Below are 14,947 nucleotides of genomic sequence, written 5' to 3' on the forward strand. Positions count from 1 at the left end.
TATGAAAAAGTTTGAAATTGTCGAAACTACGGCCGATGTCGGATTAAAAGTATTTGGTGAAAATAGAAAAGATTTTATTGAGAATCTTATTGCAGGTTTTTATTATTTGGTTTTTGATGAAAATATTAATTTTGACGAAGGTTTAAAATCGAACCAAATAGTAGAAAAAGATTTTGATGATTTTGAGGATTTTGTGTATGATTTATTAAATGATTTGATATTTTACTTGTATGTCAAAAAGAGTTTGTTCAAAGTAAAGATTCTTGAAGAGAATCGAGCAGTTTTTGAAGTTTATAGAAATAGTTATTTTATTGAGATTGAAATTAAAGCGGCTACTAAACACAGATTTTGTGTAAAAGAATACAAGGGTTTATTAGAGGGTTTGATTGTCTTTGATATTTAAAAAGATTAAAGAAAGGCTTATAGGAAGCATTTTAAAAGTTAATAAGACTGTTTCGTTTATTGGAAACGATCTGGTTGTCGGCGTATCTGGTGGTGTTGATTCTTGGGTTCTATGGAAAGTTATGGAAGAATATTATAAAAAAAATGAAATATCAGCAAAAATTTATCCTGTTCATGTTGGAATTTCGGGTGATATAAAAACAAAATTAGCATTGGAAAATGTTATAAATGTTGAAGTAGATAAAGAAATTCATTTTCCCATTGACTGTTATCAATGTTCAAGAGTTAGGCGTGAATATATTTTCAAATTTTGTAAAGAAAAAGGGATAAAATACATACTATTTGCCCATCATGCAGATGATTTTGCTGAAAGGTTTTTATGGAACTTGTTTTATTATAAAAAGTTGGAATCCTTACCGATTTGCAGAAGTTACTTTGAAGGAATGTTTACCATTGTGAGACCTTTTCATTTTGTTAATAAAAAAGATATTGAAAAATATGCAAGAATTATGGGGTATGAAGATATCGAGCATAAATGTAGTGTTAAAAATAGTGTTTCAAATATAGTTAGCAAGATTTCGAAAGAGATAGGCTTAAATATTATTGATGTTGTAGGGAATATTAATTATATTATCGAAAAATATAAAATTTATGGAGAGAATGATGAAAAATAATTGGGAACTAAAATGGATGGCTTGGGAGATTACAGAAAAGTGTAATTTAAACTGTGTTCATTGCCGTTCATCCTCTGATATTCATTCGCCTGAAGGATTGTTTACTCTAGATAAATGTTATAAACTCCTTGATGAGATAAAAACCTTCGCAAATCCAGTTATTGTTCTTTCTGGCGGGGAACCTCTTTTAAGAAAAGATGTTTTTGATATTGCAAAATATGGCACTGAACTTGGTTTTCGTATGTGTATGGCTACAAATGGCGTACTGGTAAATGATGAGGTTTGTAAAAAAATTAAGGAGAGTGGTATTAAAATTGTTTCATTGAGTCTTGATGGTTCTACAAAGGAAATACATGATGATTTTAGAGGTCAGCCAGGTGCTTTTGATGGAGTTATGAGGGCTGCAGAATATTTCAGAAAACACGAAATTCCTTTTATTATAAATTCATCTTTTACAAAAAGGAATCAGCACGATATAGAGAATGTTTATAAACTTGCAAAGAAAATCGGTGCCACTGCCTGGTATATGTTTTTGATTGTTCCTACAGGTAGAGGTGAAGAGATAATGAAAGAGCTTGTAAGTAAAGAGGATTATGAGGATATACTTAATTGGCATTATGAAATGGAGAGGGATGAAGAGGATATTTTAGTTAGGCCCACTTGTGCACCACAGTATTACAGAATTTGGCACGAAAGAAGTAAAGAGGAAGGCAAAGATACAAAAAGAAGAAGTCTTAAATTTTCCACAGGTGGTGGTAAGGGGTGTATAGCTGCACAGTCCATTTGTTTTATTAGTGCTAAGGGTGATGTATACCCTTGTTCATATTTTCCTATTAGTGCAGGAAATATTTTTGAAAAAAGTTTTAAAGAGATATGGGATACATCAAAACTGTTTAATGATATAAGGGATTTTAAATCTTATGAAGGTAAATGTGGAAAATGTAAATATCTCGGAGTATGTGGTGGGTGTAGGGCAAGAGCTTACGCTGTAACAGGTGATTATATGGAAGAAGAGCCTTTCTGTGATTATATTCCGGAAAATTATATAAGAAAATAAAATGAGAAAAATTTTTCTTAATTTTGTAATATTTATTTTTTTGTTTATTCCATTGATTTCTAATGCAGAGCTAAATTTCGGGATAGCCTCAATGATTTCTCCTGATGAAACATATTTTTTGTACAAAGATTTTGGCAATTATATTGCGAAAAAGCTCGGAATAAAAATAAATGCTATTTTTAGAAGAAATTATGCTGATATGAATAGACTTATTGAAACTGGCCAAGTTGATTTTGCATCTATTTGTACCGGAGCTTTGATTTATCTAAATAATAAAAAATACGAAATTGCTGCTGTTCCAGTAGTAAACGGTAAAAGTACATATAAATCATACATTATTGTAAATAAAAATTATGGGATAAATAATATTGATGAATTACGGGGCAAGGTTTTTGCGTTTACTGATAGATTGTCAAATAGTGGTTATATTTATCCCACATATTTGATTTTAAAAAAAGAGAAAGTAAAACCAGAACAGTTTTTTTCTCGTATTTATTTTACAAACAGTCATGATAAATCAATTTATCTTGTCAACGAAGGTGTTGTGGATGGTGCTGCTGTGGATAGCCTTGTTTTTGAATATGTGTCACATTCACAACCAGAAAAAGTTAAAAATATCAAGATAGTACATGAATCTGATGAGTTTTTATCTCCACCTTTTGTTGTTTCAACATATCTTGATAAAAATATCAAACAAAGACTAAAAAGAGTTTTACTTAATATGCATAAAAATGAAGAAGGTGCTAAAATACTAAAAAAATTAAAAATAGATAAATTTGTTGAACCTGATTATAAACTTTTGAAAAAAGTTTTAACTATGCGGAAGTTTTTAAATACGTTTAATAATTAGTTTTACCTGTTTTTTGGGTATAAAAAATATTATTTTTTGCTGAAAAGAAGCATGGAACTGTTTTATTTATAAGGGGCCCGTCCTTATACGGACGAAATTTTGATGCAACCCCTAGAATAATTGTTTGAAAGGAGCTAATTAGAGTTAGCTGATTAACAATGATACGAAAATTATTCCGTTTTTTACCACCAAGGTTAAAACATAGAGTTAGTTTACTAATTGGCTTTTTAGGTGCAGGTACTGTAATTGTAAATTTAATAGTCCTTTTTGTTTATTTAAACAGCTTTTTGAAAAATAATATTGAACACATTATCGATTCTAACTTTAAAATCAATGAGTATAACTTAACTGAAGCAATACTTTATGATGATGTTTATACTATTTTTGAGACTTTAAAAAAAATAACAGAGAATTCTCCATACATAAGTGATATTTACCTTTTTGATAAAAACAAAAGATATGTTTTGGATTCAAAGGTTAAAAGAGATGCAAAGACACTTCAGGATTTTGATAAGGTAAATTTTAAAAGGGTAAAAACAATAAAGATAAAAGACGAGCCTATTGGATATTTGGTATTTTTAATAGATCAAATGTTTATAATTAATGAAATTAAGAATAATCTTTTAAATTTAGCAATGATTAATTTTGCGATTATTTTCTTTGGGGTTATGTTAGGGCTTTATCTAACAAAAATTTTGATTAGACCTATGAACAGTTTTATAAATCAGATAAATGAACTAGATTATGATAAATTGCCTTTTAAAACCTCTGTGCCAGAATATGCTTCATACGAGATTAAAAAATTATCAGATACATTAAACAATATGTCAGAAAGATTGGCCGCAGCTTTGAATAAACTTTATGAAGAGGAAAGAAAGGTTAGAAAAAATGAAAAGCTTGCGTCAATAGGAATGATGGCTGCAGGTCTTGCTCATGAACTAAAAAACCCTATTATGACGATAAATCTTATTGTTTATCAGCTGAAAAAATGTTCTGCCGCAAACAATAGTTGTTCTGAAGATTTAAAAGTTATTCAAAATGAAGCAAATAGGCTTGTGAAAAGAATAAATGAATTTTTGGAGTATTCAAAACCTGTAGATGTTAGAAAAGCAGATGTAGAAGTAGAAAGTATAAATTATGAATTGAGACAATATGTAATGAAAAGATTTGATAATGTTTCTTTAAAGATTATTTATGATTTAAAGAAAATTTATACTGACAAAGAGAAGTTGCTTCAGGTGTTACTAAATCTTATAAATAACTCAATTGAAGCTAAGGCAAACGAAATAATAATGAAAGTTACAAGAGATAATAGTGATATAATTATTGAATTTGAGGATAATGGTGAAGGTATTTCTCTAGAAAGTGAAGATAAAATATTTATGCCATTTTATACAACTAAGTCATCAGGGACTGGTCTTGGATTAGCTATTTGTGATATGATTATTACTGCAATGGATGGGGAGTTAGTTTTTGAAAGGGGGAGGGAAAATGGTGCAAAATTTATAATAAGATTGAGGGATGCGTATGTCTGCTAGAGTTCTTATTGTGGATGATGATAATGCGCTGTGTTATAGTTTGAAAAGAGTCTTAGGTGATCATTTTGATGTATATACTGCATTGAATATGGATGAAGCATTAAATCATCTAAAAAGTATCAAGTTTGATATTATGTTTCTTGATTACAAGCTTGGAGAAATAAATGGCTTGGATGTGTTGGAGGAGGCTAAAAAGATAGATGCTAATCTCCCTGTGGTGGTTATGACAGCTTATGGAACTAGTAATTTAATTCTTGATAGTATTAAAATGGGAGCTATTGAATATCTTGTTAAACCTGTTGCCCCAGATGAGTTGATTAAAATTATAAATAAATTGAAAAGAACTGACTTGGGAGAATCTTGTCCTGAAAATAGTTATAAAATAGATGATTATGAATATCATGAAAATATTTTTATAGGTTCTTCTCCAGTTATGAAAGATGTTATGGTCTTGGTAGCAAATGTGGCAAGGACTGATTATCCGGTATTAATTACAGGTGAGAGTGGAACAGGTAAGGAGCTTATTGCAAAAATAATTCATCAGTATAGTAAACGAAGTGAATCTGTTTTTATTCCAATTAACTGTGCAGCCATCCCTGAAGAGCTACTGGAGAGTGAGCTTTTTGGTTATGAAAAAGGTGCATTTACAGGTGCAGAAAAAGGAAAACTTGGGAAGTTTGAGTTAGCACATAATGGCACAATATTTCTTGATGAAATTGGAGATATGTCTATAGATTTGCAGGCAAAACTTTTAAGAGTTTTACAGGACGGTACAATTGAAAAACTTGGTTGCAGTAAGTTCCATTATGTAAATGTCCGAATTATTGCTGCTACAAATAAGAACTTAAAATCAATGATTAGAGAAGGGAAATTTAGAGAGGATTTGTTTTACAGGTTAAATGTGGTGAATATCCATTTGCCTCCATTGAGAGAGCGCAAAGACGATATAAAGGAGCTTGCAATTTATTTTGCAAAAAAATATTCAAAGGAATTAAATAAAAGAATATGCTGCATAGAAAATGAAGTTTTTGAAATATTAAAGGAATATAATTGGCCAGGAAATGTAAGAGAACTAGAAAATGTGATTAGAAAAGCAGTTTTGATTACAAGGGATAATCTAATAAAAGTGGAAGATATTAAGATTGATGGTGAAATTGAAAAAAAAGATGTTCAAGATATTACAGAGTATTTTACAAGTAAATATAAATACAATCTTCTGGAAAAGAGTGTTGAAGAAGTGGAAGAAAAATTGATTAGAAAGGCACTAAAAATGACAAATTATCATTTGAGTAATACAGCAGAATTACTTGGTATAAGCAGAGTTACTCTTAATGCAAAACTCAAAAAATATGGAATAAAATCTGCTAATAGTTGATGTTTTTTTAAACTAATATTATGCGAGCACACTATAATGCATGCTCGCATCATAATATCATATACGTTATAAATTTTGGAAGTAACGTTTTTGAAAATATAAAGCCACATTTACAAGTCCAATCATAACAGGCACTTCTACAAGAGGTCCTATTACGGCAGCAAAGGCAGCTCCTGAGTTTATTCCAAAGACAGCCACAGAAACAGCTATGGCAAGCTCAAAATTGTTACTTGCAGATGTAAAGGCAAGGGTTGTGGTTTTGCTATAATCAGCACCTATCTTTTTCCCTATATAGAATGAGACAAAGAACATTATTACAAAATATAAAAGTAATGGAATTGCTATTCTTATCACATCCATTGGTAGCTGCACAATTAATTTCCCTTTGAGGCTAAACATTACCACAATTGTAAAAAGCAGAGAAATAAGAGTTAGAGGGCTGATTTTTGGTATTACAACCTGATGATACTTTTCTCTACCCATAATTTTTACACCTATAAATCTTGTGATCATTCCAGCGATGAATGGTATACCAAGATAGATAAAAACACTTTTGGCAATCTGCGATATAGTTATATTTACTACTGCTCCATGCAACCCGAAATATTTGGGAAGAATGGTTATAAAAATCCATGCATAAACAGAGTAAAAAAGCACCTGAAAGATTGAGTTGAAAGCAACAAGTCCAGCTGCGTACTCTGTATCTCCTTTCGCAAGCTCATTCCATACAATTACCATAGCTATACATCTTGCAAGGCCAATCATTATCAGTCCAACCATATATTCAGGGTAATTCCTAAGGAAAGTAATAGCTATAAAAAACATTAAAATCGGACCAATAACCCAGTTTTGTAATAGAGAGATAAAGAGGATTTTTAAATTTCTAAAAACATCTGGCAATTCTTCATATCTAACTTTTGCAAAGGGTGGGTACATCATAAGAATCAATCCAATAGCAATCGGGATATTGGTTGTACCAATCTGAAATTTGTTTATTATATTTACAACAGATGGGACATAATAACCAACCCCTACACCAAAAATCATTGCAATGAAAATCCATAATGTTAAATAGCGGTCAATAAAAGATAGTTTCTTTGATACCAGTTCCATAAAGCTTTTCTCCTATATCAATTTACTCAGTTCGTTTTTAATATAATTTTTTATTTCATCTCTAACTTTTCTAAAAACTTGAAGAATTTCATCTTCACTTCCTGTTGCCTTTGCAGGATCTTCAAATCCTCTGTGAATGATCTTTGCTTTTGCAAGATAAGCTGGGCATGTTTCATTGGCATGGCCACAAACTGTAACCACCACATCAAAATCAATGTCACTAAGGTCATTTAGAGTCTTTGAGTAGTGATTGCTTACATCCACACCATCTTCTTCCATAACTTTTATCATGTAATGATTGAGTCCATGTTTTTCGATGCCTGCCGAATAAACATCGAATCTATCACCAAGGTATAACCTCCCGTATCCTTCTGCCATCTGACTCCTACATGAATTTCCTGTGCACAAAAAAAGAAGCTTTTTTTTCATAAATACACCTCACATTTTTCAATCAGTTTTTTTCTCATATCTTTTGGTTTGAGATTTTTTATATCATTCAAATTGATAGTTTCGATTTTACCAAATTTAATATTTAAATTTTCAATATTATCAAAGTCGTTTAAAATTAAGACAAGATCAAAGTAATATTTTTTAAAGTTGCTAATATTTTTTGTGAAAAATCTTAATTCTGCATACTCTTTCGGATATAATTTCTTTATTAAAGGATTTACCTCTGGAGCAGGTGCAATTCCTGCACTTACACAGGTTATGTTATCTTTTTTTGATAATTCGATTTCAATAATTTGACTATATAAAGAATTGTCATAATCTACCACTAAAATCTTTTTTGCAGGTATGCAGCTATTTTTATTTGATGAAAGTTTTTTTAAATCTGTAAGTGCAGTTTCACTTTTTAAAAAGTTATTTAGCACTTCATTGAGGATAATTTTTTTTGATTTTTCTAGATGTTCATTTATTCTGTAATATGTCCATTTACCATCTTTCATATCAACTAAAATATTTGCTTGTTTCAATTTAGAGAGGTGTGTGGACAAAGTTGATTGTTTTAATTCTAAAACATTTTCAAGATCACACACACATAATTGACCTTGATAATTAATCAGATTTAAAATCCTTAATTTATTTTTGTCAGAAATTGCTTTCAAAAATTTTTCCATAGACATGGCGGCAAATATATCTATGTATCACGATATGTCAATACGTAATCGATAGAGTTCAAATGTAAAGAAATTGAACGTATTTGTTAAGAAACTTTACATAATGATTTTAATTACCTTTCATAATAAAGGATTTTTATTCGCAATATTTTGGCATGAAATATGCTTATTCTTAAAGTGATTAATTTCAGGAGGTCAAATTATGAGCGAATCTATAATTTTGCGTATGCAAAAGGACTTGGAAAGAGCGCTTTTAAAACCAGCTAACAAAAGAAAGTGGGTTATGCTGGTGGATATTAGAAAGTGTACTGGATGCCATTCGTGCTCTGTGGCGTGCAAAGCTGAAAACAAAACACCAGAAGGTGTAAACTATCGTTGGGTGAAAGAAGCTGAAGATGGAGAATTCCCAAATGTTATGAGAATATTTATGCCTGGACTTTGTATGCAGTGTGATAATGCCCCATGTATTAAAGCTTGTCCATCTGGTGCGATTTACAAACGAGAAGATGGCATCGTTGCCATTGATTATTCAAAATGTCAAAGCTGTGGTGGTGCAGCAGTTGATGCTTGTCCATATTCAGCTATATCAGTTGATAAGGGTAATTATTATACTGAAGGCACTCCAGAAATTATGGATTATGAAAAAGGACCAATCTTTGAATATGGTCATAAATATGAGAGGGTTGGTGAGAATTTACCAATAGGTAGCTGTAGAAAATGTCATTATTGTCTTCATAGACTTGAGATGGGTATGCTTCCTACATGTGTGACAACATGTCTTGGTGGTGCAAATTATTTCGGTGATATTAATGATCCTGAAAGTCTTGTATATCAAAAAGCAAAAGAGTTGAATGTTTATACGTTCCTTGCGGGTGAAGGTACGAAACCTACTACAAAATATGTAGCTGATGATATAGAGCTTTGTAAAAAATGTCATGAATAAAATAATTTTAAATATTTAATGTGGAGGTAATTTATGAGTAAAAAATCTATTGTGGATAAAATAGAGGTTAATAGAAGAGGCTTTTTAAAATCGTCTGCCTTTTTAGGTGGTTCTGTTATGCTTATGTCACAGCTTGGCTGTGTTCAGAAAAAGTTGGATGAGATGTCAAAGAAAGGTGAACTTTCAAAATATGTGTTAGCAAAACCAGAGCATGTAATTTATTCTGTTTGTTTGCAGTGTCACACAGCATGTAATATTAAATGTAAGGTTTATGATGGTGTATTACATAAAATAGATGGTAATCCATATTCTGCTCAAAATATGTATGAAAATTTACCTTACAATACTCCAGTGGATGTAGCTGCAAGAATTGATGGTAAAATATGTCCTAAGGGACAAGCAGGTGTGCAAACATTGTATGATCCATATAGAATTGTGAAGGTTTTAAAAAGAGCTGGTAAGAGAGGTGAAAATAAGTGGAAAGCTATTCCTTTTGAGCAAGCTGTAAAAGAAATTGTTGAAGGTGGATACCTTTTTAAAGATGTGCCAGGTGAAGAGAACAGAAAGGTTGAAGGTTTAAAAGATATCTTCAAAGTGCGTGATCCAAAACTTATGAAGCAGATGGCAAAAGATGCTAAAGCTCTTGCAGAAAAGAAAATGAGCTGGTCAGAGTTTAAGTCAAAGTACGCAGGTAAAATGGATTTATTTGCAAATCCTGACCATCCTGATGCAGGGCCTTACAACAACAAATTTGTTTTTATGGCAGGTCGTATTGAGCATGGCCGTAAAGAATTTATGAAGAGATTTATGAAAGATTGTTTTGGTTCAGTAAACTTCTATGAGCATACCACAATTTGTGAACAATCTCACCATATTGGTTTTGCTGAAATGTTTAATGGTAAACATCATTTAAAACCAGATTTGATGGAATGTAAATTTGTTATTTATTTTGGTACAGGTGGTTTTGAAGCTAATTTTGGTCCACCACCTATATCTGAAAAGCTTACTGCAGGTTATACTGAAAAAAATATGAAAATTGCAGTGGTTGATCCACGTATGTCCAAGACTGCTGCAAAAGCTGATTATTGGGTGCCAATAAGACCAGGGACTGATGCAGCATTTGCTCTTGCAATGGGTAGATACATTATTGAGACCGGGAGATATGATAAGAAATATCTATCAGCGGCAAATTACAAAGCAGCTTATTCGATAAATGAGACAACCTTTACAAATTCAACATGGCTTGTGAAAATCGAAAAAGATGGGCCAGGTGCGTTCCTTAAACCATCAGAAATTGGTTTATCTGGTGATTTTGTTGTTATGAAGGATGGCAAGCCTGTTGCTGGTAAGAAGAAAGGGGATGCTGTCTTTGGAGATCTTTTTGTAGATACAGTGATAAACGGTATAAAGGTAAAATCAGCGTTCCAGATTTATTATGATTCTACAAAGTCAAGAACTCTTAAAGAGTGGGCTGATTTATGTGATGTTCCAGTTGAGCAAATAATTACATTAGCAAGAGAATTTACATCTTATGGTAAAAAAGCAGCTATAGATTTTTATCGTGGTCCAGTTCAACATACAAATGGGTATTACAATGCAACAGCAATAATAGCTCTTAACTTACTTATAGGAAATGTTGATTGGGCTGGTGGTCTTTCTGTAGGTGGTGGACATTGGCATGAATATGGTGGCAAAAAAGGTAATCCTTTTAATATGAAAAAACTTGTTAAAAATAAACTTGGGACATTTGGATATCCTGTAACTCGTGAAAAAACAAAATATGAAAAGACAACATTTTTCAATGGATATCCAGCGAAGAGACCATTTTACCCATTTACCGGGAATGTTTATCAAGAGATTATACCTTCAGCATATGAAGGTTATCCTTATGATGTAAAATGTCTTATGATACATAAAGGTACACCTGCGTTTGCTTCTCCAGCTGGTCATGTGTTTATAGAAATGCTTAAAGATGTTAATAGGATACCTCTATTAATTGGTAGTGATATTGTTATTGGTGAAACAACTATGTATTGTGATTACATTTTTCCAGATAAAGCTATATGGGAAAGATGGGGATTTTCACATCCAACACCTGACAACACAGTGAAAGTTTCCAAAATCAGACAACCTGTTGTAAATCCTATGACTGATAAAACTAAGGTATATGGTCAGGAAGTCCATCTTGGTATGGAAACATTGATGTATGCAATTGCTGAGCAGTTGAATTTACCTGGTTTTGGTAAAGATGGATTCGGTCCTGGTTTAGATAATTACAGAGAGGAAGATTTTTATCTGAAACTTGCTGAAAATATCGCAATGGAAGGAGCACCTGTTCCAGATGCTGATGCAAAAGAGATTGATGTTTTCTTCAACGCTAGAAAACATTTAACAAAAGCTGCTTTTGATGTGGCTAAAGTGAAAGAGAGTCCAAACTGGAAGAAAATTGTTTATGTATTGAACAGAGGTGGAAGATTTGAGCATACAAGTAGAGCGCATAAGGGTGATAAACTGGCTTATCAGTACAAAAAAGATATAAGTCTTTATGTGGAGAGTGTTGCACAAACAAGAGATTCTATGACAGGTAAAAGATTTTATGGTTATCCAGTTTATGTACCTGCTGCTGATATGTTTGATAGACCTTTGAAACAGGATGGCTATGATTTACATTTGATAAGTTATAAAGAGATAACAGGGGGACAGTCCAGGACTTCTAGTAACTACTGGATGCTAGACTTGTATCTTGATGAAAACTTTATATGGATGAATAGTAAAGATGCCGATAGACTTGGTTTGAGTGATGGAGATACAGCAAAAATTGTTTCACCAACTAACCCTGATGGTGTATGGGATTTGAAAAATGGTATGAAAATTAAGATGATTGGTAAAGTAAAAGTGAGTGAAGCGATCAAGCCAGGAACTGTTGCAGTTAGCTGGCACTATGGACATTGGGCATATGGCTCACACGATGTTGTAGTAGATGGAAAGGTAATTAAAGGGGATAAAAGAAGAGCGACTGGACTTTGTCCAAATGCTGCAATGCTTGTTGATCCTGTACTGAAAAACATGTGTCTCACAGACAAAATTGGTGGTAGTGCCTCCTTTTATGATACACATGTAAAAGTAGTTAAGGCATAATTTGAGGGGAGTGATCTCCCCTCTTTTTTTGAGGTGAAATATGCGAATTATTATATGTATAAAAATTATATTAATTATTTTACTAATTCCTCTGTTGGGTTTAAGTGAAAATGAAAATTTTGAATTTCCTCAAGAAATTCATGAGTTAGAAAATGTAATAATTGTTGTTCATAAAAAAACTGATTTTAAAATTAGTATCAGCAATAAGTGTTTACAAGTATTCCAGATGAATGGGATTACGGTTAACAAAGGTATATATAGTGCTTCTGGCAACAACAGTTATTTAGAGCTTGAAAATAAATGTTTTGAAGGGGATGATGTAATCATTAAAATTGATATAGGTGACAAATATATTGAAAAAAAATACAAAATTCTGCCTCAAATTAAAGAAGAAAGAGAGTGGGGTTGTTAAAAAATTTAGGGGTGAGAAATGAAAAAATTATTTTTTACATTATTTCTTTGTTTTTTAGTAATTAATAGCTATGCAATTAAAATATCAACTCCTTATGTAAGTGTCTGGTGGTTAGAAAAAAATTTGGATAAAGTTATTTTGTTAGATGTGAGAAGATCAAAGCAAGATTTCTATAAAGGTCATATTCCAAATGCTGTATTTGTTGATAAATCCAAAGTTAGAGTAGATAAAATTATTATGGGAAAATCTGTCAAAGGTTTTTTACCTGAGAAAGAGTATTTTCAAAACTTTTTGAGATCACTTGGGATAAACAATGATTCAGCAGTGGTGATCTATACAAAACAGAGAAAACATATAAATGCGAAATATGCAGCTAGACTTTACTGGCAGTTTAAAGTTTATGGATTTGAAAATGTGGCTTTACTTGATGGTGGATATTACAAGTGGGTAAATGATATAAAAAAGATAGAAAAAGGAGCTGGGAAGGCGGTAACAAAGGGTAATGTAGTTTTGAAAGATGTTAATCACGAAATTTTGGCAGATATTAGTGAGGTTAAAAAGGCAATAAATGATAAAAATTCTATAATAATAGATTTTAGAGAGATGGCTTACTATCTGGGGATTAAAACAAAAAGTTATATTGCGTATTCTGGGCATATCCCTACAGCATTTTCAGTGTCCGAAGATCTATTTTTTAATGATGATGGTACTTTTATTTCAAAAAACGATATGGAGAAAACGTTATTTGCTTTAAATATTGATATTCATAAACCGATAATTGTTTATTGCAATACTGGCAATCATTCTGCTTTGGGTTGGTTTATCTTACATGAAATTCTCAAAGCGGATAGTGTGAAAAACTTTGATGGTAGTTTAATAGAATGGACTACCTATGAATTACCAACAAAAAAATATGTGATTGAAAATTTTTCAAATTAATTTAAGAGGAGTTTTTTTGAAATTTCTTTTTAATCAGAAGAAAAACTAAGTAGAAATAAGTGTTGGCAAGGAGACGGCCTGATACAAAGGCAATGGCAGCACAAATTGCACCTACAAAAAGTTTTAAGTTTATTAATGTGGAGATTACAAAGATGATTCCTGAAACTTCTATGACTGTGCCTATCGTAATAGGCAAGGTATTTTTCTTAAGCATTAAGGTGCTTCGCTGAAATGTTAGAAGTACAGTCAAAGCAGGCATTATAGACATTATCATGGCGGGGGACTTTGCAAAATTTGCAAGCTCCTCTGTCAATCCACTTAAAACTTTAAAATAGAAATTTGAAATAGGTGTCCAGGTTATAATAAACAGTAATGAAGTTATAGTTATAGCAAGGTAAATGGCAAAATTTTTAACTTTTTTAAATTCTTTTGGATATTTTGATACTAGTACAATAATTGCTTCTTGGTATGATAAGCCAAGACTTCTAAAGATAAAAGTCAAAGAATAAACTACAGGCATTACAGCCAATGATTCAAGGGCTTTTATACTTTTTCCAAGAAAAAATGTAACTATAGGTTGAGAGGAAAGGGCAATAAATGGTGTAAGTGCCAGTGGATAATAATATTTTGCAATGAATGAGTACGTTAGTTTTTCTTCCTTGGAAGTTTGTTTGAGCTGTTTTACAGATTTATGTGCCATTAATCTTACAGCAATTGCTTCAAAAATAACACCTGTGGAGAGTGCAATAGTTCCAATATATGCACCTTTGATAGGTGTTAAGAAAAAAAGTAATAATGCTGTTGAAACATTAGAGATGAGTCTGATTACAGTGCTGTAAGCAATATATCTTGTTTTTTCTGAAACGATTAATACTCCCTGATAAAGTCTTCTGTATCCGATGGCTCCCGGCCATGGGAGTAAAAACATAATTGCGTTGTAAGTGAGAGAATACACAGGGTCTGTTAATCCGATAAGTGTGCCTGCAATATAGTTAAAAACTTGAGGAAGTAGTAAGATTAGGAAAAGAAGTGTTACTGATAGATTTAGAATCATTGTAAAGTTGCGCAGCATTTTATATGAGGTTTTATCTTTTATTAATGCAGTTGCTGCAGCCATTATCATAATTATAGGTGACTCAAGGATTAAACCAAAAGCAAGTGCAATACCATAGGCTGCTAGATTTACCTTTTCATTGGGAGCTCTTGCAATAATTGCTGCAAGAATAGGGCCCTCTAATGACATCATTATCCAGGTTGAAGCAAGGGGGAACCAAAATCGGAATATTTTTGAATAAGTCAGATTTTCATTTTGCATGACTTTGAATAGCAAAAAAGATATTTAAAAACAATAAAAATTTGTTTATCTTATATAAACGATTAACTTAGAT

14 protein-coding genes are annotated in these 14,947 nt (G+C 31.8%); 10 read left to right on the forward strand and 4 right to left on the reverse strand.

All coding sequences use genetic code 11. The features are described from left to right. Position 1 precedes the first annotated feature (1 nt). The 6 genes from FHQ18_RS07115 to FHQ18_RS07140 all read left to right on the forward strand — a co-directional run bounded on the left by FHQ18_RS07115 (position 2) and on the right by FHQ18_RS07140 (position 5,896). Complete coding sequence (locus tag FHQ18_RS07115; protein ID WP_149266475.1) at positions 2-403, forward strand: archease; 402 nt, start codon at positions 2-4, stop codon at positions 401-403. Then, entirely contained in the window at positions 387-1,076 is a 690-nt protein-coding gene (locus tag FHQ18_RS07120) for a PP-loop family protein (protein ID WP_149266476.1), read from the forward strand. The genes FHQ18_RS07115 and FHQ18_RS07120 overlap by 17 nt, the downstream gene beginning before the upstream one ends. After that, a complete protein-coding gene (locus tag FHQ18_RS07125) occupies positions 1,066-2,133 on the forward strand; it encodes a radical SAM/SPASM domain-containing protein (protein WP_149266477.1) in 1,068 nt (355 codons plus the stop codon). Before FHQ18_RS07120 ends, FHQ18_RS07125 begins: the two co-directional genes overlap by 11 nt. Position 2,134: 1 nt before the next feature. After that, complete coding sequence (locus FHQ18_RS07130; RefSeq protein WP_149266478.1) at positions 2,135-2,983, forward strand: substrate-binding domain-containing protein; 849 nt, start codon at positions 2,135-2,137, stop codon at positions 2,981-2,983. Between the two features lie 158 nt (positions 2,984-3,141). After that, positions 3,142-4,521, forward strand: coding sequence for a sensor histidine kinase (locus tag FHQ18_RS07135; protein WP_149266479.1), 1,380 nt, complete (start codon positions 3,142-3,144; stop codon positions 4,519-4,521). Beyond that, complete coding sequence (locus FHQ18_RS07140) at positions 4,511-5,896, forward strand: sigma-54-dependent transcriptional regulator (protein WP_246798683.1); 1,386 nt, start codon at positions 4,511-4,513, stop codon at positions 5,894-5,896. Before FHQ18_RS07135 ends, FHQ18_RS07140 begins: the two co-directional genes overlap by 11 nt. A 66-nt stretch (positions 5,897-5,962) precedes the next feature. On the opposite strand, the gene arsB is transcribed toward FHQ18_RS07140, so the two are convergent. The 3 genes from arsB to FHQ18_RS07155 are packed head-to-tail and all read right to left on the reverse strand — an operon-like array spanning position 5,963 to position 8,133. Beyond that, on the reverse strand, positions 5,963-7,009 hold the full coding sequence (gene arsB / locus FHQ18_RS07145) for an ACR3 family arsenite efflux transporter (protein ID WP_149266481.1): 1,047 nt from the start codon (positions 7,007-7,009) through the stop codon (positions 5,963-5,965). A gap of 12 nt (positions 7,010-7,021) precedes the next feature. Further along, positions 7,022-7,438, reverse strand: coding sequence for an arsenate reductase ArsC (locus FHQ18_RS07150; protein WP_149266482.1), 417 nt, complete (start codon positions 7,436-7,438; stop codon positions 7,022-7,024). Further along, positions 7,435-8,133 carry an ArsR/SmtB family transcription factor gene (locus FHQ18_RS07155; RefSeq protein WP_149266483.1) on the reverse strand — a complete coding sequence of 233 codons (699 nt, stop codon included), beginning with the start codon at positions 8,131-8,133 and terminating at the stop codon, positions 7,435-7,437. Before FHQ18_RS07155 ends, FHQ18_RS07150 begins: the two co-directional genes overlap by 4 nt. Positions 8,134-8,329: 196 nt before the next feature. On the opposite strand from FHQ18_RS07155, the gene FHQ18_RS07160 reads away from it, so the two are divergent. From FHQ18_RS07160 to FHQ18_RS07175, 4 genes are read left to right on the forward strand one after another with little or no spacing between them, the layout of a single operon-like run. Next, positions 8,330-9,070 carry a 4Fe-4S dicluster domain-containing protein gene (locus FHQ18_RS07160; RefSeq protein WP_149266484.1) on the forward strand — a complete coding sequence of 247 codons (741 nt, stop codon included), beginning with the start codon at positions 8,330-8,332 and terminating at the stop codon, positions 9,068-9,070. Between the two features lie 33 nt (positions 9,071-9,103). Continuing rightward, positions 9,104-12,208 carry a molybdopterin-dependent oxidoreductase gene (locus FHQ18_RS07165; RefSeq protein ID WP_149266485.1) on the forward strand — a complete coding sequence of 1,035 codons (3,105 nt, stop codon included), beginning with the start codon at positions 9,104-9,106 and terminating at the stop codon, positions 12,206-12,208. A gap of 40 nt (positions 12,209-12,248) precedes the next feature. Next, positions 12,249-12,620, forward strand: a complete 372-nt coding sequence (locus FHQ18_RS07170) for a hypothetical protein (RefSeq protein ID WP_149266486.1) — start codon at positions 12,249-12,251, stop codon at positions 12,618-12,620. An 18-nt stretch (positions 12,621-12,638) separates the two neighbouring features. After that, the gene (locus FHQ18_RS07175) at positions 12,639-13,559 is read left to right on the forward strand and encodes a sulfurtransferase (RefSeq protein WP_149266487.1); all 921 of its coding nucleotides are present in this window, start codon (positions 12,639-12,641) and stop codon (positions 13,557-13,559) included. 1 nt (position 13,560) lies between these two features. Here the strand turns inward: FHQ18_RS07175 and FHQ18_RS07180 are convergent, their stop codons facing one another. After that, positions 13,561-14,805 (reverse strand): hypothetical protein, encoded by a 1,245-nt coding sequence (locus FHQ18_RS07180; RefSeq protein WP_246798685.1) that lies wholly within the window; start codon positions 14,803-14,805, stop codon positions 13,561-13,563. Positions 14,806-14,947: the final 142 nt, after the last annotated feature.

Source organism: Deferribacter autotrophicus (genome assembly GCF_008362905.1).
GTDB classification, from domain to species: Bacteria; Chrysiogenota; Deferribacteres; order Deferribacterales; family Deferribacteraceae; genus Deferribacter; species Deferribacter autotrophicus.